25 protein-coding genes are annotated in these 26,752 nt (G+C 44.9%); 10 read left to right on the top strand and 15 right to left on the bottom strand.

Annotation, left to right across the window (positions count from 1 at the left end; all coding sequences use genetic code 11):
* Positions 1-17 precede the first annotated feature (17 nt).
* Entirely contained in the window at positions 18-2,105 is a 2,088-nt protein-coding gene (gene fusA / locus WCW_RS01470; RefSeq protein ID WP_013181409.1) for an elongation factor G, read from the top strand.
* Positions 2,106-2,115: 10 nt separating this feature from the next.
* On the top strand, positions 2,116-2,442 hold the full coding sequence (gene rpsJ / locus WCW_RS01465) for a 30S ribosomal protein S10 (RefSeq protein WP_013181408.1): 327 nt from the start codon (positions 2,116-2,118) through the stop codon (positions 2,440-2,442).
* A gap of 20 nt (positions 2,443-2,462) precedes the next feature.
* Here the strand turns inward: rpsJ and WCW_RS01460 are convergent, their stop codons facing one another.
* The 3 genes from WCW_RS01460 to WCW_RS01450 form a co-directional block, all read right to left on the bottom strand.
* Positions 2,463-4,418: a hypothetical protein gene (locus WCW_RS01460; RefSeq protein WP_013181407.1), complete on the bottom strand. Its 1,956-nt coding sequence runs from the start codon at positions 4,416-4,418 to the stop codon at positions 2,463-2,465.
* A 101-nt stretch (positions 4,419-4,519) separates the two neighbouring features.
* Positions 4,520-4,960, bottom strand: coding sequence for a hypothetical protein (locus WCW_RS01455; RefSeq protein WP_013181406.1), 441 nt, complete (start codon positions 4,958-4,960; stop codon positions 4,520-4,522).
* Positions 4,957-6,093: an FtsW/RodA/SpoVE family cell cycle protein gene (locus WCW_RS01450; protein ID WP_013181405.1), complete on the bottom strand. Its 1,137-nt coding sequence runs from the start codon at positions 6,091-6,093 to the stop codon at positions 4,957-4,959. The genes WCW_RS01455 and WCW_RS01450 overlap by 4 nt, the downstream gene beginning before the upstream one ends.
* 74 nt (positions 6,094-6,167) lie before the next feature.
* Here WCW_RS01450 and WCW_RS01445 point away from each other — a divergent pair, with 74 nt between their 5' ends.
* Positions 6,168-6,887 (top strand): biotin--[acetyl-CoA-carboxylase] ligase, encoded by a 720-nt coding sequence (locus tag WCW_RS01445; protein WP_013181404.1) that lies wholly within the window; start codon positions 6,168-6,170, stop codon positions 6,885-6,887.
* A 35-nt stretch (positions 6,888-6,922) separates the two neighbouring features.
* Here WCW_RS01445 and trxA read toward each other — a convergent pair whose 3' ends face one another.
* The 4 genes from trxA to WCW_RS01425 all read right to left on the bottom strand — a co-directional run bounded on the left by trxA (position 6,923) and on the right by WCW_RS01425 (position 10,027).
* Positions 6,923-7,336, bottom strand: coding sequence for a thioredoxin (gene trxA / locus WCW_RS01440; protein ID WP_013181403.1), 414 nt, complete (start codon positions 7,334-7,336; stop codon positions 6,923-6,925).
* A gap of 88 nt (positions 7,337-7,424) precedes the next feature.
* Positions 7,425-8,201, bottom strand: coding sequence for a NifU family protein (locus WCW_RS01435; RefSeq protein WP_013181402.1), 777 nt, complete (start codon positions 8,199-8,201; stop codon positions 7,425-7,427).
* Positions 8,198-9,352, bottom strand: coding sequence for a cysteine desulfurase family protein (locus tag WCW_RS01430; protein ID WP_013181401.1), 1,155 nt, complete (start codon positions 9,350-9,352; stop codon positions 8,198-8,200). The genes WCW_RS01435 and WCW_RS01430 overlap by 4 nt, the downstream gene beginning before the upstream one ends.
* A complete protein-coding gene (locus tag WCW_RS01425) occupies positions 9,353-10,027 on the bottom strand; it encodes a 2,3-bisphosphoglycerate-dependent phosphoglycerate mutase (RefSeq protein ID WP_013181400.1) in 675 nt (224 codons plus the stop codon). It abuts the gene before it with no gap.
* Between the two features lie 149 nt (positions 10,028-10,176).
* On the opposite strand from WCW_RS01425, the gene WCW_RS01420 reads away from it, so the two are divergent.
* A complete protein-coding gene (locus WCW_RS01420) occupies positions 10,177-10,875 on the top strand; it encodes a pseudouridine synthase (RefSeq protein WP_013181399.1) in 699 nt (232 codons plus the stop codon).
* An 8-nt stretch (positions 10,876-10,883) separates the two neighbouring features.
* A complete protein-coding gene (locus WCW_RS01415; RefSeq protein WP_013181398.1) occupies positions 10,884-12,503 on the top strand; it encodes a hypothetical protein in 1,620 nt (539 codons plus the stop codon).
* Here WCW_RS01415 and WCW_RS01410 read toward each other — a convergent pair.
* The 3 genes from WCW_RS01410 to WCW_RS01400 are packed head-to-tail and all read right to left on the bottom strand — an operon-like array spanning position 12,485 to position 15,521.
* Entirely contained in the window at positions 12,485-13,720 is a 1,236-nt protein-coding gene (locus WCW_RS01410) for an MFS transporter (protein ID WP_013181397.1), read from the bottom strand. The genes WCW_RS01415 and WCW_RS01410 overlap by 19 nt on opposite strands.
* A 9-nt stretch (positions 13,721-13,729) precedes the next feature.
* A complete protein-coding gene (locus tag WCW_RS01405) occupies positions 13,730-14,548 on the bottom strand; it encodes an ABC transporter ATP-binding protein (protein WP_013181396.1) in 819 nt (272 codons plus the stop codon).
* The gene (locus tag WCW_RS01400) at positions 14,523-15,521 is read right to left on the bottom strand and encodes an ABC transporter ATP-binding protein (RefSeq protein ID WP_013181395.1); all 999 of its coding nucleotides are present in this window, start codon (positions 15,519-15,521) and stop codon (positions 14,523-14,525) included. Before WCW_RS01400 ends, WCW_RS01405 begins: the two co-directional genes overlap by 26 nt.
* A gap of 90 nt (positions 15,522-15,611) precedes the next feature.
* Here WCW_RS01400 and WCW_RS01395 point away from each other — a divergent pair, with 90 nt between their 5' ends.
* Genes WCW_RS01395 through WCW_RS01385 form a run of 3 tightly spaced genes read left to right on the top strand, consistent with a single transcriptional unit; the run spans position 15,612 to position 18,240 of the window.
* Entirely contained in the window at positions 15,612-16,286 is a 675-nt protein-coding gene (locus tag WCW_RS01395; protein ID WP_041941688.1) for a TIGR00153 family protein, read from the top strand.
* Positions 16,286-17,713 carry an inorganic phosphate transporter gene (locus tag WCW_RS01390; protein WP_013181393.1) on the top strand — a complete coding sequence of 476 codons (1,428 nt, stop codon included), beginning with the start codon at positions 16,286-16,288 and terminating at the stop codon, positions 17,711-17,713. The genes WCW_RS01395 and WCW_RS01390 overlap by 1 nt, the downstream gene beginning before the upstream one ends.
* Positions 17,713-18,240: a hypothetical protein gene (locus tag WCW_RS01385; RefSeq protein WP_049767098.1), complete on the top strand. Its 528-nt coding sequence runs from the start codon at positions 17,713-17,715 to the stop codon at positions 18,238-18,240. The genes WCW_RS01390 and WCW_RS01385 overlap by 1 nt, the downstream gene beginning before the upstream one ends.
* A gap of 329 nt (positions 18,241-18,569) precedes the next feature.
* On the opposite strand, the gene WCW_RS01375 is transcribed toward WCW_RS01385, so the two are convergent.
* From WCW_RS01375 to WCW_RS01355, 5 genes are all read right to left on the bottom strand, one after another.
* A complete protein-coding gene (locus tag WCW_RS01375) occupies positions 18,570-19,421 on the bottom strand; it encodes a hypothetical protein (RefSeq protein WP_013181391.1) in 852 nt (283 codons plus the stop codon).
* Positions 19,422-19,499: 78 nt separating this feature from the next.
* Positions 19,500-20,969, bottom strand: a complete 1,470-nt coding sequence (locus WCW_RS01370) for an ABC transporter permease (protein WP_013181390.1) — start codon at positions 20,967-20,969, stop codon at positions 19,500-19,502.
* A 109-nt stretch (positions 20,970-21,078) separates the two neighbouring features.
* Entirely contained in the window at positions 21,079-22,167 is a 1,089-nt protein-coding gene (locus WCW_RS01365) for an IS630 family transposase (RefSeq protein WP_013181389.1), read from the bottom strand.
* Entirely contained in the window at positions 22,168-23,565 is a 1,398-nt protein-coding gene (locus tag WCW_RS01360) for an ABC transporter permease (RefSeq protein ID WP_013181388.1), read from the bottom strand.
* A 1-nt stretch (position 23,566) separates the two neighbouring features.
* Positions 23,567-25,639, bottom strand: coding sequence for an ABC transporter substrate-binding protein (locus WCW_RS01355; RefSeq protein ID WP_013181387.1), 2,073 nt, complete (start codon positions 25,637-25,639; stop codon positions 23,567-23,569).
* 158 nt (positions 25,640-25,797) lie between these two features.
* Here WCW_RS01355 and WCW_RS01350 point away from each other — a divergent pair, with 158 nt between their 5' ends.
* Both WCW_RS01350 and WCW_RS01345 read left to right on the top strand, forming a co-directional pair.
* On the top strand, positions 25,798-26,175 hold the full coding sequence (locus WCW_RS01350; protein WP_041941458.1) for a hypothetical protein: 378 nt from the start codon (positions 25,798-25,800) through the stop codon (positions 26,173-26,175).
* A gap of 197 nt (positions 26,176-26,372) precedes the next feature.
* Positions 26,373-26,726: a hypothetical protein gene (locus WCW_RS01345; RefSeq protein WP_013181386.1), complete on the top strand. Its 354-nt coding sequence runs from the start codon at positions 26,373-26,375 to the stop codon at positions 26,724-26,726.
* The last annotated feature ends 26 nt before the right edge of the window (positions 26,727-26,752 follow it).

Here is a 26,752-nt window from a genome sequence, read left to right as displayed (position 1 = left end):
ACGGAGGAGTTTAGAGAATGCCCAGATCCGAACAGGATAAATTAGATAAAGTTAGAAATATCGGCATCATGGCGCACATTGATGCCGGTAAAACAACAGTCACAGAACGGATTCTTTTTTTCACCGGACGTACGCACCGCATTGGGGAAACTCACGACGGAACAGCGACTATGGACTGGATGGAGCAGGAGCAAGAGCGTGGAATCACAATCACCTCTGCTGCAACAACAGTCCACTGGAACGGCCACCCAATCCACGTCATTGATACTCCTGGACACGTTGACTTCACAGTTGAAGTGGAAAGGTCTCTGCGCGTACTTGATGGAGCCGTGGCAGTCTTCGATGCTGTTTCCGGGGTAGAACCGCAGTCTGAAACGGTTTGGCGTCAAGCTGAGAAATATCAAGTTCCACGCATTGCATTCATCAATAAAATGGACCGCATGGGAGCAGATTTTTTTGACGCGATTGAATCGATGAAAGAAAAACTGCATGCAAATGCGGTTCCCGTCCAGATTCCGATCGGAGCAGAAGCTGATTACAAAGGCTTAATTGATTTGATCACGATGAAGGCGATCGTCTTCAAAGATGAAACTCAAGGGATTGAATGGGACGAGATCGATATCCCTGCAGAATATCTCGAAAAAGCAAACGAACTGCGCGCACAACTGCTTGATGAGCTTGCGGTCATTGATGAAGAAAATGAAACGTTTATGGCCAAAGTTTTGGACGATCCGGATTCCCTAACGCCTGATGAGATTCATCAAGTGATCCGCAAAGGGGTTTGCGAGAACCTGTTTAACCCTGTTCTTTGCGGAAGTGCGCTCAAAAACAAAGGCGTGCAGCAGCTTCTAAATGCAATCATCAAATGGATGCCATCCCCAATCGACCGAGGTGCAGTGAAAGCTCACCTCCCTGATTCTGAAGATGAAATCCTTCTTGAACCAAGCGACGATGCCCCACTAGGAGCTCTCGCATTCAAAGTGATGACAGACCCTTACGTCGGACGTCTGACTTTTGTGCGTATCTACAGCGGTACCTTGACAAAAGGAATGAACCTCTTAAATTCGACAAAAGACAAGAAAGAGCGCATTTCCCGACTCATCGAAATGCACGCGAATACAAGAGAGGAGCGCGATGAGTTCTTCACAGGAGACATTGCAGCTTGCATCGGACTAAAAAATACGACGACAGGAGATTCTCTTTGCTCTCCTGACAAGCCGTACATTTTAGAGAAGATGGAATTCCCCGAACCTGTCATTTCTATGGCCATCGAACCTAAATCCAAAGCAGACCGCGAAAAACTATCACAAGCGCTTTCTGCTCTTTCAGAAGAAGATCCGACGTTTCGGGTCTCTACAGATGAAGAGACAGGGCAAACGATCATCGCCGGAATGGGAGAACTCCACTTGGATGTCCTCCATGATAGGATGAAGCGTGAGTTCAATGTCGAGGCAAACGTCGGCAAACCGCAAGTTTCCTACAGGGAAACCATCACAATCCCTGGTGGAACAGATACAAAATTCGTCAAGCAGACTGGAGGCCGTGGTCAATACGCTCATGTTGTCTTAGAGATCGAGCCGAATGAAAAAGGAAAAGGGAATGAAGTCGAAAGCAAGATCGTCGGCGGTGTCATTCCTCGCGAATACATCCCTGCGGTCATCAAAGGGGTCGAAGAGGGACTTTTAACAGGTGTGCTTGCCGGCTACAACTTAGTCGATGTCAAAGTGCGCATTGTGTTTGGTTCCTACCACGAGGTTGACTCTAACGAAATGGCCTTTAAAATCTGCGGTTCCATGGCGGTCAAAGAAGCTGCTAGAAAATGCAAACCGATTCTGCTTGAACCGATTATGAAGGTACAAGTCACAACTCCTGAAACAAGCATGGGAGATGTGATCGGAGATCTTAACCGCAGACGCGGTCAGATCATGGGTCAAGAAACTGTCAAGGGAGGAGCAATTGTCAATGCAGAAGTGCCGTTGAGTGAAATGTTCGGATACTCCACACAGCTACGGTCTCTGACTTCAGGGCGTGCGAACTACTCTATGGAACCAAGTCATTTTGCTCCGGTTCCAACGAAGATCGCAGAAGAGATTATGAAGAAATAAAGGTATAATGATGGCGAAACAAGAAAAACAAGAAAAGCAAAAGATCCGAATCCGGTTGAAAGGATACGATCAACGTTTGCTTGACCGTTCAACGCTGGATATCGTTGAAACGGCGCAACGGACTGGCGCTACGGTTGTTGGACCAATTCCTCTTCCGACGCGTTGTGAAAAGTTCACAGTGCTGCGCTCTCCTCACGTCGATAGGAAGAGTCGCGAGCAATTTGAAATCCGCACGCATAAACGTTTAATCGATATCCAGAATCCAACTGGAAAGACGATTGACGCTTTGAAAACGCTTACACTACCTGCTGGTGTAGATATTAAAATCAAAGCGTAATTCTCAGTAGCCACAGATTCTCAGGAGTCTGTGGCTTTTTTCTTCATCATCTTCTGAAATAAAGTCGCAATTTTTTGGGCGCTTGCCTCAATATCCAACATCTTTTGTTCAATTGCAAAACAGATCTCTACTAATTCGTGCTTGCGCAATTGTTCGAGAGTGATTTCATTTTTAAAATCATCAAGGGCTTTTTCAACCAAACGTCGAACAAGCATCACGTTTGCCGAGCCACTGCGCACATACCCGCTGATGTTCCATTTTCCTTCATTGAAAAAACCTGAGATCAACTGCGCCCTTTCTCCAGGGCGGTCTTTAAGATCTTTCAGCAGTTGCTCAATATCATCTGATCTTGTGCGGGTATAGGTAAAAAAATTAACAGATCCTAAAGAGGAAGAGCGTCCTATTGGCGCATATTCATTAAACACCTTTTGCACCTCATCGACGATCTCTTCATGCTTTGCATGATTTTCCAATAGTTCCATAAGAGCTTTGGCCAGACATTTCTCCTTATCTAATAGCTTATCCATGAAGGAGACCTGTTGATGGGAGCTGTCAATTAGGATCGAATGGATAGGAGTTCCGATCTTTTCCGTTACAAGACCACGATAATTTTCAACCACTTGCGTGATATTTTTTATTAGAAGATTCCACTCATCCATTCTTTCCCGAAACATTAACGCGATGTTACACAATTCGCATTCAAATAGGAAAAAAGCTTCGGGAAAAGAGTGATCGCTACTTTCCAGTTGCTCGCACACATCAATCAACTTCAAATAGGAGGGATGATAAGTTTCCCATTGCTTTCGATCGACTCTCAGCGTGCAGCCTAGATCATAAAGCACCATTGTCAGATCCTTTCCCATGCATTTTTTTACAATATATTGGAACCTCTTTTCCACCTTCACCAAGTCAATCGTCGCATCATTTTCAGCAAATTCGCAATTATATGCCTTAAAATGATCCAGAATTTCCAAAATAGATGTTTTATTTCTAATGACGAACCGTCTGAACCCCTGATTTTTTATGAGTCCTTCCAACAACTGCTGATTCCACCTCTTTTCAATACAGGATTGCATTTTCCGTATCATGGCCACTCCCTCTTCATCACGAGAGAAGCTCGGTATCATCACTTGCAAATGATCTTCGGGATCGATCAAAATTTCTCGCAAAAAGGCGTAATATTTTTGCCGTATTGCCATGGAATCTTCGGCTAATTTGACAAATTCTGCCCGATTTGGAAACCGTTTCCAGATAGCGAGATTATTGGGAATTTTTGTCGGCCAATGGCAGGGCTGCGCATCCCTAATATTGGGAAAAGCGTCGATATCTTTATCTGTAACCGGAAAAAGATCTTTGGGAAGAGGCGCAAGAATCCCATTGTTGATGGCTCGAGCCCCTTTGATCTCTACAGTAATGTCTGAATACCACAGTTCATCGTAGTCAAGCCCAACAATTCCCAAATCTTTGGCAATTCCAATCTGATCTCCATGCAGATCGTCTTCCATTCTAACATAACGAGCGACTAGTTCATCGATGATTCCCATTCTCACCATCACACCTACGCTTAAACTCTCTTTAGAAAGAGAAACAAAGGTGAGAATTTCATAAGAAGCTGCTCCGACAACGTTCCCTTCTGCATCAACGACAGGACGCACCCTTGCCGCATTCGCTCCTCTAGTTAACCGCATGGAGGCGCTTCCGGCAGACTCAATTTGCGCCAGGATAGGCGGATAAGCATCGCTACATTTTTTAAAGTAAACAATAGTTCCCTGATTTTTTTTTGTCACGATGCACATCTTTTTAACTTCATTCGAAGATTTCACTTCAGGCTCTCCAACGTAAGAAAGCTCAGAGAGCAACAAACTATTTGGGGGGGCTTTCTCTGGTAAAACCGGGCAATCAAGTACAAAAGTGTCTTCAATGCTTACCCACGATTGGTTAATAGACTGTGCGAGATTAACAGGAGCAGTGCTCATACTCATACCTCCTGAAGACTTTGCCAACATTCCGATTCTTGAAGTTAATTCGGTATATACCGAAAAACATTCAAAATGCAAGTTTTGAGTGCATTTCGGTACTAGCTTTTTGTGATGATGCCGTCGATGATCGTGCGGAACTGATCAGGAGAGGAATATTCGGCATGAAAACGATACTCGCTTCCATCCCGTTTCTTTTCGTAGATTTCATATCCCTGGAAACCGATATCTCCACGAAACTCCCAAGCAATCGTGTGTTCATCAATGATTCCCGCTCCGATCACTTGTCCCAAGATTTCATTTTCCAAAGAAATGCTAAAAGCGTTTTGGGTAACACCATAGATATGGATCTTATTGCAGACATCCTCCTCAGCCCCTTCCATTTGCACCCTCTGCTGACAGCGGATCTCCTCTTTTTCGATAGGGTCAATTGTCCAGGATGTTGAAAACAGCACCTGTTCCGGAGATGCGGAAAAACCAACCGTCCCTTCTCCGATCCAATGTCCTGCCTCAAAGATAAATCTGTGTTTTTGCTCCCTCAAAACATAAATCTCCGACTATAAATGCTCTGTAATATCCCCAGTGCTGTCATCGTGGACAAAATAGAGGATCCTCCGTACGTCACTAAAATCAAAGGAACGCCGGTGATGGGTAGAAATCCGGTCATCATTCCGATATTCATCAAGATATGCATGGCTAAATACACCGCCACGCCTGCTGATAGCAGGCGGCCAAAATGATCTTTCGCTACGGAGGTCACTTGGAAACTAAAATAAATCAAAAGATAAAAAAGAACCAATAAGAAAACGAGCCCAATCAATCCGAATTCTTCAACAAAAGCTGGAAACACTGAGTCTGTATAAGGAGCTGGCAGCCACCCCCTCCCAGTGAATTCGCTCTTCCCCCATCCTGTTCCACTTACCCCTCCCACCGCGATGGCAGTAGCTGCAACTCTTTGATGATGCGTGTTGGGATCCAAACGGTCAAACTGATACTCTTTTAAGAATTTCGTAGCAATCGGCCGCAAGTCTTCATGCGGGATCACTCCTAAAAAAATCAAAGCAACCAAAAGAAGAACCGATCCGCCTACCCATTTCATCGTATTGACGACAACCGGATGGATATCACCAAAATAAAACATCACCAACGTAATGGGAAACAGCACCAAAGCCGTGCCCAAATCCGGTTGTTTGAATATCAGTAAAAAAGGGATGCCGACAATCATGGCTGATTTAACCACCGTTCCAAAGCGATGCGACTGCTGCTTGCTTCTTTCCAAAAACCAGCTCAAAGCGATAATCACAACAAGTTTGGCATATTCGGAAGGTTGAATACTAACCCCTAGCAAAGGAATTCGGTACCAACGATTCACTCCGACAATCGATTTGGTAAAAAACAACCCCAAAAGAGCGATCAAAACCAAGGCATACAAAAACCAGGTCCATTCACGCAGCTTGTTGTAATCAAAAGCAGAAAAAAATGAAAACACCCCCCAGCCAATCGCAAACCACTTGATCTGACTTTTGACCAGCGGTGTAAGAAACACTTCTTCCCCACCTTCTATTGGGGAAGGCTGGGAATTGGAAGAGATGACAAGTAAACTCACCATCATGAGCCCAAAGATGACAGGAAGGATGCGAAAGTCGATACGAGTCAGTGTTTGCCAATTCCACATATTCTTTGTTGCAAAGCAGCCTTATTTTATTTATATTCTTTTATACCAATTACTTATTTTTTTTTGCTATAACTATGCTTTATAAAACTTTCCATTTTCCTAATATTGACTCGACAAACACTTGGGCATTGAGCAACACTCACCTCTTTCCAAGAGATAAAATCACTCTGGTCTATGCTAAAAAGCAAAGTGAAGGAAGGGGCAGGCATAAAAATCAATGGACCTCTCCCAATGCCAACAACCTCTATGCAACATTCGGGGTATTTATTCCGTTGGAGCAAGGAGTGCAGCCGAATCTTCCTCAACTCATTGCGCTCGCTACGATTTCGGTCATGGAAAAAATGGGCGTGCAGCCGAAAATCAAATGGCCAAACGATCTGCTGGTTCAACAGAAAAAAATTGCAGGAATTCTGACAGAGACCTCCATCGACGATCAGCACATCTTCCATGCCGTGGGTATTGGCGTCAACCTCAATTCATCTCCAGACCTTCCCAGACCAGTCACATCGCTTTCAGCAGAGATCGAACGAGAAATCGACTTAGAAGAATTTCTGGATCAATTAAAAGAGACGTTTTCCCGGTTTCTCTCTGTATTTTTAGACGCAGGCTTTAGCCCCTATCTGCCCGCTTTTAAAGCGCATTTGAATCACCATGAAAATCAGGAACTGAGCTTTCACGAAAAGGACTGCCAATGGAAAGGCAAATTTCACTCCATCAATGATGACGGCACATTAAACCTGAAACTTGAGACAGGAGAAGTCAGGCGCTTCATTGCAGGAGAGATTCTCGATTGAAAATGGCAGAACCCTAGGGTTCTGCCAGAACAAAATTAAAGCGCTGATTCAACCCAAGAGCGGAACGCCTCTGCATCCATTCCACCGGTTTTACGCTGAATCTCTTTGCCATCTTTGAAAAGGATGATTGTTGGAATGCTGGAAACACTGTACTGACTTGCGACTCTTCTGCCATTGTCAACGTTGACCTTTCCAAATAAAGCAGACCCTTCCAGTTCGCCGGCAACTTGCTCGAAAACAGGGCCGAATTTTCGGCATGGAGGGCACCACTCGGCATAAAAATCGACAACAACAATCCCTTCCTCAATCGCGTGATCAAAATTCGAATCATCCCAGTGCTCCACATTGGAAGCCTGTACATACTCATCAAGGTTCACTTCCAAAATATTTGCGTAAGAAACGGAAAAAGCGGAAAAAATCATTAATAAACAGAGTAAATACTTAGACATAACAAACCCCTTACAATTAATAGTGACTACTCTATCATGATATACTATTTTTAATTTGCCCATCCAATATTTTATAATTTATTAACTATTAGATATTTATATCAGGGGTAACCCGTAAATCGGGGTGTACTCTAGCTTGAACGGTTTGTTGAATATAGGACAAAGTCGCTCCAACTGCGGAAAAACAAGAAGTGCAATTGCCTTGATAAGCAATCACAAGCTCATTCTCTTTCAATTCTTTTACCTCCACCCCTCCGCCATCTAATGCGATGTAAGGGCGGATTTCATCATTGAGAACTTGCTCGATTACAGCCAGTTTTTTAGCTGTAGACATTTTCTCCCATCCCGGATACCCGCCTTCAAGCACTTCCCCAAATTGCTTCGGCGCCGGCGGAGCTGCATAAGCGACGGGAAGAGGGATATCGCTGCACTGATCGGCAGCATGATCAATAGCATCAAGAACTAAATTCAAATGGGGAGCTGTCTCTTGCGGAAAAGCTGGTTCGTCCGATCGGTCCCGCACCTGTTTATCGATCAAGTCCACACCGATTCTTTTCGCCTGATCGTAATTTTTCCCCGCGATCAAATCGCAGGCAACTTCTGCCGCCCCGATGAGTGCAGACTGACCATACACCTGAAACTTAGCGTCAACAATCGTTCCATCCTCTTTATCTACCAGCCAGTAGATCTGCACGCAATTGCCGTCTCTAATCTCCCCTTCGATACCGATGACGAGCCGCATTCCTCTTGCTTCCGACTCTTCAGGATCAAATACGCCTACGTTGTGAGGATTCTCAATTTTCGCCGAGAGCTTTCTGCTGTAGCGGTTCCAAGGGAAAGACATTGTGAGCAATTCAAAGGTCATAAATTTATCCCCATCGAAGATTTACGCAATTGCTTCACTGCTTCCACAATCATTTCCGAAGCACGGTCGATCTCGGATTCTGTCGTTTCCCTCGACAAGCTGAAGCTCATCGAAGAATGCGCCAGCGTTTCTTCTACTCCCGCTGCCATCAGCACAAGGCCGATTTGCTGGAAAGAGCCCCCTCCGATGCAAGCCATCACGCCTTTTTTATTCAATAAGAAGAGAAGCGCTTCATTTGCCACACCAGGAAACCCCATGCAAGAAAGATGCGGCAAACGCTCTTGATCTTGGTAAAAAATTGTCACATCTTCCAATTGAGAGGCCACATTTTCCTCTAAACGGTCACGCAAGCGGGCAGTCTCCGTACACACTAAGTCGCGAGCATCAAGCGCCTCTTTTGCAGCAACGCTAAGCGCTGCGAGCCCTGGAACATTCAAATCTCCTCCGCGAAGGCCGGCCTGCTCCATCCCTCCGGCAATGAAAGGGCTGATCTTCAAGCCATGTCGAATATACAACGCTCCCGTACCTTGAGGAGCGTGAATCTGAGAACCGTTGAAGCTGATTAGATCCGCTTTTACCTCTTCCAAGGTAAAGTACCGTTTGCCCAGAACATGGGTCGCATCCAAATGCAAGAGAATCCCACGTTCTTCACAAAGTGCAGCTATCTCTTCCACCGGCTGAATCACACCTGTCAATCCATCACCCCAAGACAAACTGACAAGAGCTGCTCGCGGAGACAACACATCGCCCAACAACTCTTTTGTCACCTGACCCTGTCGATCAACATCAACGCATTTACCGACACATCCCAGTTCTTCTAGCTGATGCATCGCCATTAATGCCGGCGCTTCGCTTGTTTTTCCCGTGATGAAATGGTTTTTCCCTCTAGGAAGAGCAATATCGGTATAGATCGAATGAAAAACATGGTTGGCCGATTCTGCACCGCAGGAAGTGAAAACGACTGCATCGCTTTTTCCCGCCCCCAAAAAATCATAAAGGGATTGATAAGCATCTCTGATCATCCCTGTCGTTTGCTGCCCCATCGCATGCGGCGAACTAGGGCTAGCCCAATAATCGGTAAAATAAGGCATCATTGCGCTGATTCCCTTTTTAGAGGGACGCGCGGCCATGCTGTTGTCGAGATAAATCATCTATTTTCTAATAAAATTACCGTTTTCGTAGGAATAAATGATTGGCTTCCCTGTGGGAATTTCCAATGACACAACCTCTTCTTCAGAAAGGGCGTCCAGATCCATCATGATCGATCTGAGAGAGTTTCCATGCGCAGAAACAAGAACATTCTGTCCTTCCCTTAAAAAAGGGACAATGGTGTTCTCAAAATAAGGAATGGTTCTTTCCGCAGTCATCTGTAAGCTTTCACCACTAGGAGGAGGAGTGCTGTAGCTCCTTCTCCAGACTTTTACTTGATCTGCCCCAAACTTCTCTGCTGTCTTTTTTTTATTGTAGCCTTGCAGCTCCCCATACATCCGTTCATTGATCTCCCAGCTGACGAAACACGGAATCGTCTTCTCTTTTGCCTCGTCAGAGTAGATTTTTCCCCACTCTTTCAACTTTTCATCTGTTTTATGCATGACAACAGGAACTTTCCCTTCGCTATGCTGGCTCATCGCAAGCATCGCGGTCAGCTGGGAACGGATCAAAGTGGACATAAAGATCACATCGATGGGAATATCCTTAATCTCTTTTCCCGCTTCAATAGCTTCCTCGATCCCTTTTTTAGAGAGGGAAACATCAACCCAACCGGTAAATTGATTGAGCTTGTTCCATTCCGACTCACCGTGGCGCATCAATATTAGTCGACTCATCCATAGACTCCGTATTATCAAAATAATAGGACAATTTAAGAATTGCTTCCATCAAAAAAAACATTAAAAATAAAATTAATTGTTTAATTGATAATAATCACTTAAGACAGGTATACTGATCCAACTACACTAATGCAATTATTACTAAAATGAATAAAAAACGGATTGCAAAACACCTGGCTTCCTGCGGAATCGCTTCGCGCCGGAAATGCGAAGACCTGATTTTCGCCGGAAAAGTCTCCGTAAATGGAGAGGTTGTCCGCCAACCTCAACTATTGGTGGATGGCAGTGAAAAGATCACAGTAAGCGGAAAAAAAGTGAACCGGCAGGAAAAAAAGGTTTATTTTATGCTTAATAAGCCATTAAATACCCTCTGCTCTCCAAATGGAAAAAAGGGAAGCAAACTGGTCACAGATCTCTTTGAAGGGGTTAAAGAAAGGCTGTTCACAGTGGGGCGCCTCGACAAAGAGACTACAGGCTTGTTGATTGTCACTAACGACGGAGAATTCACAAACCAAGTGATCCATCCCTCTTCCAATATCCAGAAAGAGTATATCGCAAAAACTGATTGTGAAATCTCTAACGATCACTTAAAAGCCATCGCAGCGGGAACTTCGGTAGAAGGCGTTTTTGTTCAACCTCTTTCCGTAAAAAAAGTGCGCAAAGCGACCCTTAAAGTCGTTGTCGGAGAAGGAAAAAAAAGGGAAGTCCGCCTCTTGATTGCTGCAGCAGGGCTTGAAGTGCGCGCACTTAAACGAACGCGGATTGGCAGTCTAACTCTTGGCTCCCTTCCAATTGGGCACTGGCGTTCCTTGACAGAACGGGACAAACAGCTCATTTTTGAGTGACTTCACACATGACCAAACGAGACCCTAAAGCAAAGCTGCAGGCTGCATTGGATGTTTTAGATCGGTTCACTGAAGAACAAACACCTAAGCACTTATCAAACCTCATCAAACCCCGGAAAGGGTTTAGGATCCGCCGCATTGTCGCATTTGCCCATCATCTCATTGCACATGCAATCCCTCAAAAAAAACAAGACGCTTTTTCAGAAAGAGTTGAACGCGCCATCGATGATGTGAAAAGGTACCATCCAATTATTAGCCGATCCAAAAGCTTCGAACACAAAACACTCTCTTCAAGGGCTCTTGAGTCAATCAACCGCTACAATCAATTATTCGAACCAACAAAAAGAGATCCCTGGTACAAAAAAATCTTTTCCTTTTTTTCCAGGAGATCGGACTCTCCCCTGAAGAAGAAAACAGCAATACAAATCTCGCACGACTCCGAGCAATGCGAGCCCGCTCAACGTGCTGCGCATGCGATTCAAAACGCTCTCTTGAAGCAAGAAGAGGATGCGTTCAGAATGAAAGCGATCTCTTTGATCAAGAAAAAAGGGATCGTCTTTTCCTCCATTGAGTCAGCTCTTCGGAACATCCGAGAAGCTCCAATCTATATCAGCAAATCCATGGAACAGGAAACAGTTTCTATCGTCACATTAAATCAAATGCTGACCCCATTTCCCGGTGAAACAATCATCTTGTCCGGATCGTTCAAACGAAGCTCCAGAGGAATGATGCCGACAACGCCAATCTCCAACAGTTTCGAATTAGCGGCCTCCAACAATCATACAGGCCACCCTTTTCCCTCTCAACACAATGGCTGGGCATTACCCGACCTCTTAATCCCCTCCAACCTGCATAGGATTGCTGAGATTCCGCTTCTCGAAGAACTTTTAAAGAAAAAAAAGATCATCAAAGAAGCCTTGCACAACCAAAAGCCGTTAAAAAAACATGCCCTTGCGCTCATCAACTTAAAAAGGCATGCTGCAGAGGAAAATCTAGACACTTTTATCAAGCTCCACGAAAAACTCTTCTGCACCCTGGTTTCTGCCGCTCCCTCCTACTTAATTCAAACAGATGCTACTACAGTGGTTTTAAACTTCTTCGAGTTTATCAAAAAACAGTTCTCTCCTTATGAATTGCTTTCCAAATGCTGGAGGGAATTTAACACACGCTACCTATGGCCTCCATATCGTCAATTACACCAAAGCTGGATTAAACAAACAGAGCCTGACCTATTCAGTAGCGACTCAAAAAAAGCACTAAATGCAGCGAAAAAAATTTTGAACGAAACGACTCAAGAAGACGTTGAGTCATTTCCTCCGGAAGCTGAACAGTTCTTTTCCTGCATGCGCGGAGTGATCAGCATCCCCTGCCGCAACATCTTCTTGCAGTATTTTTCTGAGCAGATCGAGTTTTCGCCTCCCAAGCTCAACAACTTTGAGAAAACCTTGCAATCGCTGAGCCTTACTCAATTACAAAACCATATCTCTGAAATTGAATCCGACCTTCCTTGCCATCCATTCGAAAAGATAAAATGTTCTTTAACAGAGGAAACAGAACTTCTGAACCGGCAAGGCCAATATCATCCGCTAGTTGAAAAACTGGAAAATTACTACACTATACCTGAATAGACTTTAGCTTGCCTTTGCGTTTTGCTGTAGGAAGCCATGAAAATAAAAGCCAGCAGACAGAACCCTCCTCCGATAAGGAGCACAGAAGCCGAACTCATCAAGGTCACAAGATAGGAGCCAAGTCCAGGGGCTATGCATCCCCGAAGACCTACAGTGACAACATTCACACTGCTGTAAAGGGAGCTGTCCTCATCTCCTGAGAAGATCGGACCGGACAGGTTCCAACTTAGCTCGCTGCCCGCTTGCATCACTCCATAAACAATGTAGGCGGTGTAAATCCAGTATAAATGCATTTGAGCAGCCAGCAAGCAGAAGGGAAATAGAAACGCCATCAACGTCACAACACTGCTAAAGCGGTAGATATCAACCTTAGACATCCACTTGGCCCAAAATTGAGAAGTCGCGGCAAAGCCAATCCCTTTGCATAAAGTCAAGGCAATCGCGAGCTCTTTATAAGAAAGTTGCAGAACCCCCATGAAAAAAGCAGGAAGAACTGCATGCATAATCATCAGCCCTGCCCCCCCTAACATAAATCCCACCTGAAAAGAGCGGAAATCACTCCTTTCTTTTATCAACATCCATGCACTGACCCAAGGCTGCACCAGTGATTGCTTAAAAGGGATCCTCTTCGGCTGCTCAGCCACCTCAAACCTCACTAAAATCCTCGCTTGAAAAAGGATCGGAATCAATCCGATCAATGCAGTCAAAGGAAAGATCCAACGCCATGCCTGGAAATAACCATCGAGTAAAGCACCAAAAAGAAAAGGGAGAATTCCATCGCCCAAATATCCTAAAGCCGATCCCCAGGCAAACACTTTTTCTCGGGATGTATTAGGAATGTTGAGCTTGAGAATCTCCATCCAAGCAGGAATCACTCCTCGGTGCAACAGCATAAAAAAACCGAACGAAGCGATAAAAAACCAGGGACTGTCAACAAACGGAAAAAAGAAAAACGGCAAGAGTCCCAATACTCCAGCCCAAATAATATTGGAGACCAAAAGGTCTCTTCTCTGCCTGACTGCAGCGCTCCAGTACATGGAAAAAATAGAGACCATCGGTTTTAGTGCAACCGTCACCGCAATTTGAAACGGGCTCGCGTTGAGATCCCTGAATAGAATAAATGGCAGCATTGTATAGATCGCCCAAAATGGCGTTCGCAAAATGCGGGACCACATAAATGCCGCACGGGTTCTTTGATGATGCAAGTCAGTTTTCATTGCAGTCTATTATAGCAAATTGGCTCTTTTACGAGGATGGGAGATCGGTATGGCTGCCAGAAGTTTTTTTGTGTATTCTTGCTGAGGATCCAGGAAAATTTCTTCCACATTCCCCTGTTCCACAATCTTCCCCTTGTGCATGACAGCGACATCATGGCAAAGATAGCGCACAACGGACAAATCATGCGAGATAAAAAGATAACTGAGATTAAGGCTCTCCTTTAATTCCATCAGCAAATTGAGAATTTGCGCCTGTATAGAAACATCAAGAGCGGAAACCGCTTCGTCGCAAATAATCAGCCTGGGATTCATCGCAATCGCCCGCCCGATACAAATTCTTTGCTGCTGCCCTCCAGAAAACTGATGGGGATAAAGCCCCATTGCTTCAGAAGAGAGCCCCACTCTCTCCAAGACATGGGCGACCCGGTCGCTCATTTCGCTTTCAGAAGAGACCAAGCCGTGATAGATAAGCGCCTCTCCGATACTCTGCCGAATCGTCTTCCGCGGATTCAAGGAAGACAAAGGATCTTGGAAAACTATCTGAATCTCCCTTCGGGCACAAAGCAGTTTTTCCTTACCAAATGCGAGAAGATCTTTCCCTTCGAAAAAGATCTCGCCGCAGGTCGGCTCGATCAATCGAATAGCAGCGCGCGCTGCCGTGCTTTTTCCGCTGCCGGACTCCCCCACCAATCCAAGAATTTTTCCTGTGTGAACAGAGAAATCGACTCCATCCACAGCTTTTACCTGGTCGACAATGCGACGAAAAAACCCGTCATAAACAGGAAAATATTTTTTCAACTGTTTAACTTTCAGAAGAGGTTCGTTCATCTCCTAACCAACATTTGCTTAAATGAGACTTCGAACGCCCTACGGGAAATTCGGGAACCAGCCCGCTGCAACATTTTTCCATCACATAAGGACATCTGGGATGGAAGCGGCATCCTTTCGGATAATTGGCCAAGGGAGGTACTGAGCCTTCGATCGGAAGCAGCCTGCCCCCGCCAGCATAAGAAGAGGGGCGGGAGCCAAACAACCCCATTGTGTAAGGGTGTGCCATCTGATCAAAAATTTCATAGACACTCCCTTTTTCCATCGCCTGGGAAGTGTACATCACAATCACCTCATCGGCCATCTCAGCGACAATCCCCATGTCGTGAGTAATCAACAAAATCGCCATCCCTTTCTCTTGCTGAAGCTTTCGCATCAAAGCAAGCACCTGAGCTTGAATCGTCACATCTAAAGCTGTTGTCGGCTCATCGGCAATCAAAAGATCTGGTTCGCACATCAAGGCCATCGCGATCATGACTCTCTGCTTCATCCCTCCAGATAACTGATGGGGATAATCTTCCAGCCGTTTCCGAGCATCGGAGATACCGACTTCATTCAATGCCTGCGCAGCTTTCTCTTCCGCCTCTTCTCCCCATAGATCGAGATGCAGCTCTGCCACTTCGACCAGTTGATCACCTATCGTATAGACAGGATTGAGGCAAGCCGAAGGATCTTGAAAAATCATTGCAATGTCTGCCCCCCTGATCTTGCGCATCTGCTTCTCCGGCAGCTCAAGCAAATTTTTTCCCTTATAGACCACTTCCCCTTTGGAAGGGAGGCAAGGAGGAGAGGGAAGGATCCTCATGATCGACAAAGCCGTTAAAGACTTCCCTGAGCCTGATTCTCCAACAATTGCCAACGTTTTCCCCGATTTCATCTCAAACGAAATTCCGTCGACAACAGAGAAAACATTGTTCCCAATCTGAATTGGAGTCACCAAGTTCCTGACACTTAATACTGGCTCAATCATCATGAAAGTCAAGATAACAAAAAAAGTAAAAGAGTTGCAATATCCAGGAAAAATATCTATAATTGGGGCTCGTTTTACTGCGTTATGGAAATTATGAATGCTCTTCTCAATCTATTTGGACGCTCTCCTTTCTCGCCATTAGACACACACATGGAAGAGGTTTCCCGCTGTGTTTATCTATTAAGAGATCTTTTCAAAGCTCTGAAAAACAAAGATTACGAACAGGTTGAGAAAATCGCTCAAAAGATCAGCAAGCAGGAGCATCAAGCCGATCTGACAAAAAATGATTTGCGGAATCATCTGCCAAAACGGATTTTTCTTCCCATTGCGCGTGAAAGCCTCCTTCACATCCTTGCCATCCAAGACTCGATCGCCGACAGGGCGGAAGATGTGGCCGTTTTGACAACCTTAAAAGAATTGGAAATGATCGAGCTCTTCCGCGCTGAATTCGATGAGTTCCTTGATAAAAATATCGAAACATTTGAAGGCGCCAAAAAAATCATCAAAGAGCTGCACGAACTTCTCGAAACGACATTCGGGGGAGTGGAAGCGGAAAAAGTGCGCCAGATGGTGCATCAGGTAGCGATCAAAGAGCACGAAGCCGATGTTGTTCAGCGAAAGATGTTGAAAGCTCTTCTCAAGGCTGAGGGACAGATGAGCTACACAACCTTCCATGTCTGGCAAAAAATTTTGGAAGAACTAGGTGCTATCGCCGATTTATCTGAAAACCTCGCATACCAAGTAAGGATGACCTTAGAGTTGAAATAATGATCATCGATAACAACCTTCTCTTTGGCGTCATTATCATTGCAGGTTTTTACATGGCCTGGAATATCGGAGCAAACGATGTCGCAAACGCTATGGGAACTTCAGTCGGCTCCGGAGCCCTCACTTTAAGGCAGGCTGTAATGATCGCGGCAGTTCTGGAATTTTCCGGAGCGTTCTTCTTTGGCTCCCATGTCACTGAAACCATTCAGAAAGAGATTGTCGATCCCGATCTCTTTCTCTATCAGCCGCAAGTTCTTATTTACGGAATGCTTTCCGCTCTCCTTTCAGCAGGCGCCTGGCTTCAGCTAGCCTCCTATCTTGGGCTGCCGGTCTCTACAACCCATTCCATTGTCGGCGCCGTTGTTGGATTCGGAGCTGTTGTCGGAGGGATCGATGCGATTAAGTGGGTGACAGTCTTTAAGATCGTTGCCAGCTGGGTAATCTCCCCGCTGGCCGGCGGTGTCTTCGCCTACTACTTTTTTTGCTTCTTGAGAAAAAAAATTTTTTATTCTTTTAATCCGGTGAAAGCCGCACAGAGAATCACTCCACTCCTTGTGTTTTTAGTTGCGGTAATCATGACTCAGATTGTCGGCCTTAGCTTAATAGATAAAGCTGCCATTTCCATTTCTGTAAAACAAGCACTCTTATTCAGCATTTTTTTAGGAGCTGTCAGTGCTGCGATCAGTTATTTCTTCGTGCAACGGATGACTGTCCCTCAACGCGACACCGAGCAACGTCCGCAATACGGCCCGGAAATTGTTCATTCCCTTCACAAAGCAACAAAGCACCTGATGCAAGTTAAATCCTCTTCATCCGGAGAGCTGCACAGCGATATCGCCTGCCTTCTCGACAAGATGGAAAATATTTCCTCCGGCATCTCCAGGAAAATTGAACAAACTGTTTCCCACTCCGAGTATGCGGCCGTGGAAAAAATATTCAGTTATTTGCAGATCATTACCGCAGCGCTCATGGCGTTTGGACATGGAGCCAACGACGTGGCCAATGCGATCGGTCCGCTAGCCGCTGCAGTGGGGACACTGACAACGGGCGTGATTGCGATGCAGCTTGCGATCCCTTCCTGGATTTTAGCGCTTGGCGGCGGAGGAATCATCATCGGATTGGCAACTTGGGGATGGCGCGTCATCGAAACGGTCGGAAAAAAGATCACCGAGCTCACTCCAACACGCGGATTTGTTGCCGAGTTCTGTGCCGCAACAACAATTCTTGTCGCTTCACGCATGGGGATGCCGATCTCTACGACGCATACTCTGGTCGGATCCGTTTTAGGCGTCGGCCTTGCTAGAGGAATTGAAGCGCTGAATTTAGGAATGACAAGAGATATTGTGATCTCTTGGGTTGTGACTGTACCTGCCGGAGCGGGGTTGTCCGTTTGTATTTTCTATGTCATCCAATGGATCTTCCACTAATGCATCAAATTTTCTATCTTCTTTTTGTACTCTCTTACCTCCCTACTCTCTCAGCAGAAGCGCTTCTAACTCAGGTATCTCATTGTTCAAATTGTCCAAGAGCTTGTGATATATCCGGGTTGAAAACAACAATTCATGCGATTCCAAAGGGCAACCCTCATAGTTCAAAGGGACATGTCCAGCCGGGAACGACGATTCAGCTGCAGGCAGCAGTAAAAAATGCAGGGACTGCGTCGAGCAAAGAGGGAGCTTTACACATTCAATTTGCATTTCCCGAGCCATTGAACGATCGAAAAGACAGCACCATTTTTGAAACAGAGCGTGTAGCTCTACCTTCAATTGCTCCCGGAGAAGAGGTTTTGGTGATCTTCGATAAAATGCACCGATGGCCGAATTTTTTTGATTTTATCCGCGATGATTGGGCGATGAGAGAGTACCAAGCGATTGCGATAATCGGCGGACATGCGCAAACAATCGGGACGCTGACAATCGCCTTTTCAGCATACTATTACGAGGGCGCCCATTAGATGATCGATCCGTTTGCTTAGCAAGCGGATCGATCCTGGAACAGGGTTTCATTAAAAGAGATACTGAAGACCGATCGTAACAGGAAACGACAGGATATTGAAGGACTCCCTTGCCGGAACGTTCATCGAACTCGTCGATTCCCCTTCTACATTTACAGGCATAACACTTCCAATAGCAGTATCATTACCTGTTAGGGTAGCTGTAACGTTCCCGTTGACAGAGGCGAAAGAATTGGTATTGGTGAAGGCAAATCCAGAGTTACGGGGTTTTAAACCGCAAGCCGCCAGCGCTTCCGTCATGACAAAGAAGTTGATGCAATCGCTGCACTTCATGCTAAGTCCCAATTGAAAACCGCCGTGAAAGACGTTATAGGAATCGTAATAAGTCCCCTTTTGCGTCTGTACATCTCTTCCTCCCTGGCTATCAAATGCTTGAGCAGTGATGGTCGCTTCCAACGGAAGTTGCAACAAATTGAATTGAAATAGTACCGCATCCCTATTGTCCCTCCAAAATATTGCAGATCTGTATAAGATTCGGTTATCTTCCAGAGCTCTTCCGAGCCCTCAGCAGCACTAAATCCGATCGAATATCCTAAACTTCTTCCGCTTGCCCCTCCATAGTGAAGATCTGCAAAAATTTCTGTATTGCAAGTCAGCGCGTAGCCAAATTCCCCCACAACCGTCCAGGGAATTGAAAACTGATCGGAAAAGCGCGGCGTCCGAACAGAACTAACCAGCTCTCCCACAGATAGGGCATTAGGCACAGTGAGATCCAACGACAACTCCAGGACAAAGGGCTCTCCCTCAAGAACTATCTCACCTTCAAAATTTCCGTTGACAACGGTCCCATCCAATAAAACATTACCATTACTATCTTCTACCACTAAATTCGCATCGCCTGAAACAAGGGCGATTGGACTAATCAACACAGTCAATACCTCCTCACCCAGAGTAAATTCTGTGCTTGTATTACTAGAGACGTTTGTGGTTTCTATCAAAGGAATACTGCTGACATAATCATTTTGGCGGCGATCGGGATACCACATCCATTCCACACCACTTCTAAGAGAAGCGTTCCACGTGCAAGGTTTCAACGGTCCTCTGGGAACACAATAATGATCTCCATAGACCGACACCCATCCTGCAGCCAAAAGTAAAAAGACAAATAAATTCTTCTTCATTTTTCTCCTAAAAATAATCTGTTGAAAAGAGCAAGATTAGAAATTGTTTTCAACAAAAAAGCAATCTTTTTTGTAAAATTATTTTTGCATTTTTGGATCGATTGCATCGCGCATTGCATCGCCAACCAAAGCAATCGCCACCAAAAGAAGGGTTAGCAAGATCGCCGGAGGCCAGAGCAGATAGCTCTCCCCGGGAAAAGCGGAACGCCCTTCATCCATCAAGACTCCCCAAGAGGTTGACCCTTCCTCTCCCAATCCCAGAAAAGAAAGACCTGCCTCGCTTGTGATCGCAGCCATCACAGCAAAAGGCAAAAGAGTCAAAACAGGCGGGATCGCATTGGGAAGAATATGAGTAAAAATGATCCGTCCATCTTTAAACCCCATCGCACGACATGCTTCCACATAAGGCAAGTTCCTCTGCTTAAAGAACTCGCCGCGAATATAGCGGGAAAAGCCGGTCCAGCCAAACAGGCCAACAACGGCAATGACAATAAAAATCGATTTACTCTGCGTCATGGCAACAACAAGCAACAGCATAAAAAAAGTCGGCATCGATTCCCAGATTTCAAGAAGCCTGCATACCAGGATATCCCATTTTCCCCCATAATACCCGGCCAACGCTCCAATGGGAACGCCGATCGCCATCGCTAAGCTGACAGCAAGAAGTCCCACGACAAGAGAAATACGAACTCCAAAAATAAGCGCAGAAACCAGATCCTTGCGGTTGATACGGGTCAGCTCCCACCACGGAAGGAATTGATTCATCTCCTGATTTCCGCCGGCATCCTCCTCCCAGTGAAATGGACGGATTAAAGGCATCACCTCCCAGGACAAGCGATCACTTTCCTGCTTCAGCCACAACTGCTTATCCCGATTATAGGCAAGGGAGCTGATCGCCTGTTTATATTGAGGAGTTTCAGGAGCATATTGATCCAAAAGCTGCTGATTCCTCTCCATTCTTTCATGTAAGAGCTGCTGTTCCATTGCCCATAACGTAGAAATTTTTTCGATTTTACCTTCTAAATCATGCAAAATCTTTTCATGATGCCGCTTTTGAAGCTGATAGCGCAAAACCTGATCCAGCTTTCCGTAATCGTTTAAATACGAGAGGTCGAACGACCACGTAGGATATTCCCCTTTTTTACGCATTTCAGACAATTTGCTTTGCCGCTCTTTCGCTTTGAAAGAGTCGAATGCCGGATCTTTGACCGGCCAAATGATCAAGCAGGCAAAGGCTGCACACTGAACCATGCACAAAAAGGGGAGCCACCGTTTTTTTCCCAAAGAAAAAGCCATTAAAAACAGCGGAAGCGTCAACATTAAAAAGTTAAAAAAGAGATCGATCGGCTTCGTGTAAAAACCCGTATAAAAGAGATAACGGAAAAGAGGAAAGTACCACTGACCGTCAAACCTGACGATCAACGGCTTGCTTGAAGCAAGAAACGGAGCATAAATGCCTGCAAGGCAAAAAATTCCTACCACAACGAGGGCGGCAATTCCCAATCGATGCCTGCAAAACTGCTTCCAAACTTTATCCCAAGAGGTCATTGCAGCGTCACCCTCGGATCCAGCAATGTGTAACAGATATCAGCGGCCAAGTACCCCATTATACCGTTTATTATTCGAAAATAAATTTGACATCTCCTAAAACTGCATCTTAGGGGGTGGCGGGAGCCCCCATTGCTCGGAATCTATCTCCAACTCGAGATCTAAAACAACTCCCTAAAGAGCTCCCAGGATCTAGACCCGATAAAGTACGGAAAAACCCAAAAATTGCTTGACGGAACTCATAGAAATCCGAGTAGTACGTATTATAGACCACTGTTTCTTTCATCCACTTCCACAGTCGTTCGATTGGGTTCAAGTTTGGGCTATAGGGAGGGAGAAAGTGGAGTTGAATTTTAGAATTTTTTAGATATTTTGTAACCTCCCGGTTCCGATAATATGGGGCATTATCACAGAAAACGTGTATCCGGGTTTTCCCTGAATAATGTTGTTCAAGAGACTGAAAAAAGCGGATAGTCGCATCAGCATTTAACGTTTTGTCCTCTTGAAGAAATACTTTGTAAGATAGGATATCAATGGAACCGGTCAAATTAAGTCTGGATCTACCTGTATTTGCAGGTATCAGTTTGTCTACACCTTTTTTAATCCATCCATATCCAAGTTGAACGTTGTGAGTAGGGTGAACACCGTCCGTGAAGCAAATCGTTTCATCACCAGGAAGATTTGCCTTGAATTTTGCATATGCGTCGATCCATTTCTGCTGTTCATCTTTGTCGGCTTTTCCTGGCACAAGCTTGGGTTTTTTGTAAGAAAATCCATGTCTTTTAAGCCAAGATGTCATTCCTGGTATCGAATAATGATGGCCAAATCTCACGTTCACATATGCAACAATGCTGGTAACGTGGAGATAGGTGTATTCAAGCAAGTGCTTCTCGAGTTCACTGGATTCTGAATCAGAAAGCTTTTCCATGCTGCCGCCACCTTCAGGCCGTAATTTTTTATGGCTCTGATATTCTTTGATATGATTACGAATAGCACCCTCAGAGAGTAGCAGAGCTTCGGCAATCTCCGGAAAGGTCCACCCTTTATCGTAAAGCAGTATTGCCTTAATACGATCGCAAATACGTCGATCTCTTTCGAATCGATGTTGTGCCTGAAGTTGTTCTCTTTCTTGTTTTGTGAGAAATTGCATGCTAACAGCATGCTGGGAAGTCGATTTAGCAACAAGTAAAATTTTCATTCATGAACGGTATAAAGTCAGAAAAGATCCGGCAAGAGCGGAAAACATGATCACGTTATAATCGCGGTTGATCACCGCATCGTAGAAAAATTTTCCAAATCCATTAATCTCAAATAACGTTTCCACAATAAGAGAGCCGCCAAGCACAATACCTAGCGATCCGGCAATGGATGTAATGATTGTGATCGCAGCATTGCGCCCCACATGTTTTCCAAGAATAGCCAACCTTCCCACCCCTTTTGCTCGAGCGGTCCGGACATAATCTTGCCGCATCACCTCCAGAACAGCAGTTCTTGAAAGACGGGAAGACGCAGCCAGCCCTCCATACATGACTGCAACCAGAGGCAAAGCGATGTGCCGCAAGACATCCCAAAGCCTTTCGTTACTCGTCATCTTTTCATATACCGATTCACTGCTGGTAAATCCACTGACGGGGAAATCGTAGTTGAGCGCAACTTTCTCAATCAGAAAAGGAGCCGCAACAAAGACTGGAATTGCGTACATCACAAGAAACACAACATTAAGAGAAAAATCCTGCCATCTGTTTTGATGTGTTGCCATGAAAAAACCAAAAATTTGGCTGAGAAAAAAGGTCATGACCATGGGGAGAAACGCCAAGGTAAGAGAGTACTTGAACCGCTTGGCAACTTCTCCGATCACAGATCTTGAGGAATCATTGCGCATCATCCCGAAATCGAGGGTGAGCACGCGCCCCATGTAACGGGTGAAACGCGTTTCGGTTAATAAATAAAGTTTTTTCCACCCTGCAGGATCTAAACGGTAGTACTCTTTGTTTTGGTCGTACCATTGCCGCAGCTTTTTTGCACTCTCATCGATCGGTTGATCTGTTCCCAAAAAAGTGGATAGGAAGTTATTATCAACAGCAATCTTTCGATTGTAAGCTTTTTGAGCATCTGTCAAGCGATATCCCAAATGCGCCTGCTTAGTCCCTCCCCTGACAAAAAACCGAATCGCCATTTTCCTTAAAGGTATGCTTAATTTGTGATTTTCGATGATTTGAAGAAGAAGAGGCATCACATAAGGAGACTGATCGCCGACCAAGATTCTAAGCTGATCATATTTTTTCACCCCAAGCCGCTCTTTTCCTTCAACTAACTGTTCAAGAGAATGGATGACATCCTCTAAAGAAAGCCAAGGCCATAAATTAATGAGGATCGGCAATGTCAATCCGTAGTGTTCCCGAAACTGCAGATAACGATTGTCGCTGCCGAATGCGAGAGACTGGTCCTCTTTCCTTGTCGCAATCCCTTCAGGAGAGATCTCTGTCACTGTCACAGGATCTCCCGGAGCCAGGTTAATCATCACAAAATTGACCAGAATGATGAAAAAAAGAGTGACAGGAAGCAAGATCAGACGTCTGACAATGTAATTAAACACATTAGCCCCTCTTCTCTATCCAAATCACAGATCCGTCGGGCTGTGCAATATCTGCTCCTGGAACAAGATCCTGACGATCTGCGGGAATAAACACATTTTTCAAGTAATTGCGATAAAGATATAGCGTTTTAGGAGCATAAAGAAATGTGTAGGGCTGCTCCTCATGGATGATCGCATGAAAGCGGTGGTAAAGTTTAATTCGCGTTTCAGGATCTTCCTCAAAATCCAAAGCATCAATGATTTGATCGGCTTCTTTATTGGAAAATCCGATGAAATTAGAAGAACCCGGCTCTTTAGCTCCGGAGGAATACCATAATTGACGCGGATTCTCAGGAGGAGTCCCCAACCCCCATCCCATGCAGATCGCTTCAAGGCTTTTCCCATCAATTGCTGCAGATAAATCCGCAAGGTCGACACCGTTGAGCTTGACCAAGATCCCCAACTCATTCAAAGCTGTTGCGACATATTCCACGATCGATTTCGTTGTTGGGTTTTTCACGAAATAGGTCAGGCTAAAGGCAAAAGGCACCCGTTTTCCCTCGATCTCTTTATCGATCACTCCATCCCCGTCGCTATCGTACCACCCCTCCTCTTCGAGTAATTCTCTTGCAAATTGCGGATCGTATGGCCAGGGTTTAATTGATTGGTCATAAGCTGCGGAGTCATGCGCAAATGGACCTGTAATTTCAATCCCCATTCCATTTAGATACTGGTTAATGATCCGCTCCCTATCAAGTGCAAGAGTCATCGCTTGCCTGATCTTACGGCTTTTAAAAAAGGGAGTTGCTTGATTCCATCCAAGGTAAACATAGTTGCGGGCAGGATATTCGAGCTTGCCAATTCCATTACCTTTACGTTCCTGTTCTTGATAAAGATCAGATTTTAGGAAATTCTCCAATTCGATCAGTTGATCGGGCCGCAAGTCGTGGGAGTCCACATTCCCCATTTGAAAGTCTTGCCAAATGGAGTCCGGAGAGTTTCTGAAAACAACTTCGGAACGCTGAACAAGAACATCAAGAGGTTGGTAATGATCGGGATTGCGGCGGAAACTGATCTGTCTGTCGCTGATTCCTTCGAAAATCCATGCTCCGCAGCTGGGAATGATATTTTTTGCCCAATGTTCTTTGAAATTTTGTGCCCAAACAGAGTTTGTGCGATAGGTTTCAGGATCTGAGTCGTCTTCAATGATTTTCGATCCATCGGGAAAGCGCTTGTAAATGTGAGAAGCAAGCGCTCTTAAGCCTCCGGTCATTTGTTTAGCCACATATTTAATTCTCATGCGGCCATTCACCTTTTTGGGTGTCCAACGAACGACAAAAGTAAGGGGATCAATCACCTCAATCTCTTCGATCTCTCCCAGGTAGTTTCGCATAGCGACAGCTCCCGGCTCTTGAAGATATGGATTCATCATCGCATCAAACCAAAATTTAAAATCGTGAGCTGTCACTTGATGCTTTTCTAAAAAGAGAGGGGCCAGTTTAACCTTGCCTCCAAACATCGATTCAGTAAGAGGATGCCAATAGACTCCATCGCGCAAAAAAATCCAAAATTCGGGCACGCCAACACTTCCACGCTTTCTTTCTTCGATTTTAACCGCCATATCGGGAGCCATCGTTTCGTATTTTCCGAATTTCAACCGAACAAGCTGAACACCGCATTGGGAGACCCATCCAAGCGCTTCGCTAAAATTGGTGAAGGGATGCAAGTTATCCGGTTTTCCTATCGATGCAGTTTTTCGAGTACCAACGGGTTCGAATTCTTCGGGAAGCAAGCTGGGCAACGTCTTCTCATAAAAAAGATCGTCTGACAAAAGATTTGGAAGATCGGAATTCATATGGGTATGGGAATCGTCTATTGTTCCCAAAGAGCTGCGAATGGCAGGAGCAGACCTTTTAAAAACAGTCCGGAAACTAAGCTGGCGAACATCGTTTCTCAGCTGCCTAAGCTCCATTCGGACACTCTTTAAATCCTCTTCTACAAGGGATGAGGACCAATAGAGCATCGCCATAAAAGCAAAGAGGCCAAAACTTGTCAGTATTCGCAAAAGATAAAGGGCTAATGGCTCTCGTTTCATATCCGTGGAAAATAATCATTTAACATTTCTTTGAAAAGAGAAAAGTCGAGCATAAAATGCTAAAAAATTGATAAGACTTTCTCATTTAATCTTTTCTTAACAATTATTTTTTTATATTCTTTCTTTAAATCAATTAATAAAAGGAATAGGAAAAATTTATGTCTATACAAAGTATCTGTAAACACATCGAACAAAGTATCTGTACACACATCGAACGACCACATGCTGCACTCCCTGGAATTGCAGCTTGTAAATGGAGAGACGAAAATGTCGGAGTGATCCGAAAAGTGGCTACTGGGGCTGCATTAGCCTGCTCTGGGCTTGCATGCTTCGTTGACACTGTGGGATCTCTTGCCCTTGCGATTCTCACCTCCCCTTTGAAACTCGCTGGAATAACATTTGCTGACTCTTTTTTCATAAGAGCACTCGGAAGCGGATTTTGCGGAGGCATGTTCCTCACTGTTGCACAATATGATAACATAGTAGCTGATTCAATTCGCGATGCTATAGGGGAACGCATAAACGCTTTCTTCTAGACGCTCTCTTATAGTCGGGCCTGAAAAGTTAAGATTCTCAGGGAAAAATGGCCTTATACCGAATCTTGAATTTGATTCGGTATAAGGCTAACCTATTGTCCCAATCCACGCTCAATGGCAGATTTTAAAAAATTTTATTACTTTCAAATAAAACAAAAATATGTTAATATGTTCTTTAATTTATTAAAGGATATCTCATGACAGCAACTTTGGAAAGCAGCCCCAACTCTATAAATTTAGAAGCAGCTTACGAGAAAATCAAAACACCTCTTCACGCCATTTATGGCTGCAAGATCATCAGTTGGAAAGACGAAACAAATGCAATCGGAAGGCGGATCGTTTGCGGCTTTGCCTTAGCAGGCCTAGCGGTTGCAGGCATCATTGATATCATAGCAGGAATTGCCCTGGGAATCTTATCCTCTCCAGCAGAACTTCTCGGCTATCAGTATTCGAGGCATTTCTTTTTAAGGACTTATTATGGGGGAATGACTTCATTAACTTTTCTAACGATCTTCCAATATGAAAATGTCGTAGGGAGCACACTGAAATAATGAACCTATCCGCAAATCCATATTCG

The sequence above is a fragment of the Waddlia chondrophila WSU 86-1044 genome, from assembly GCF_000092785.1.
GTDB classification, from domain to species: domain Bacteria; phylum Chlamydiota; class Chlamydiia; order Chlamydiales; family Waddliaceae; genus Waddlia; species Waddlia chondrophila.
Note: the sequence above shows the minus strand (reverse complement) of the source record. Positions and strands in the feature narration are given on the sequence as shown.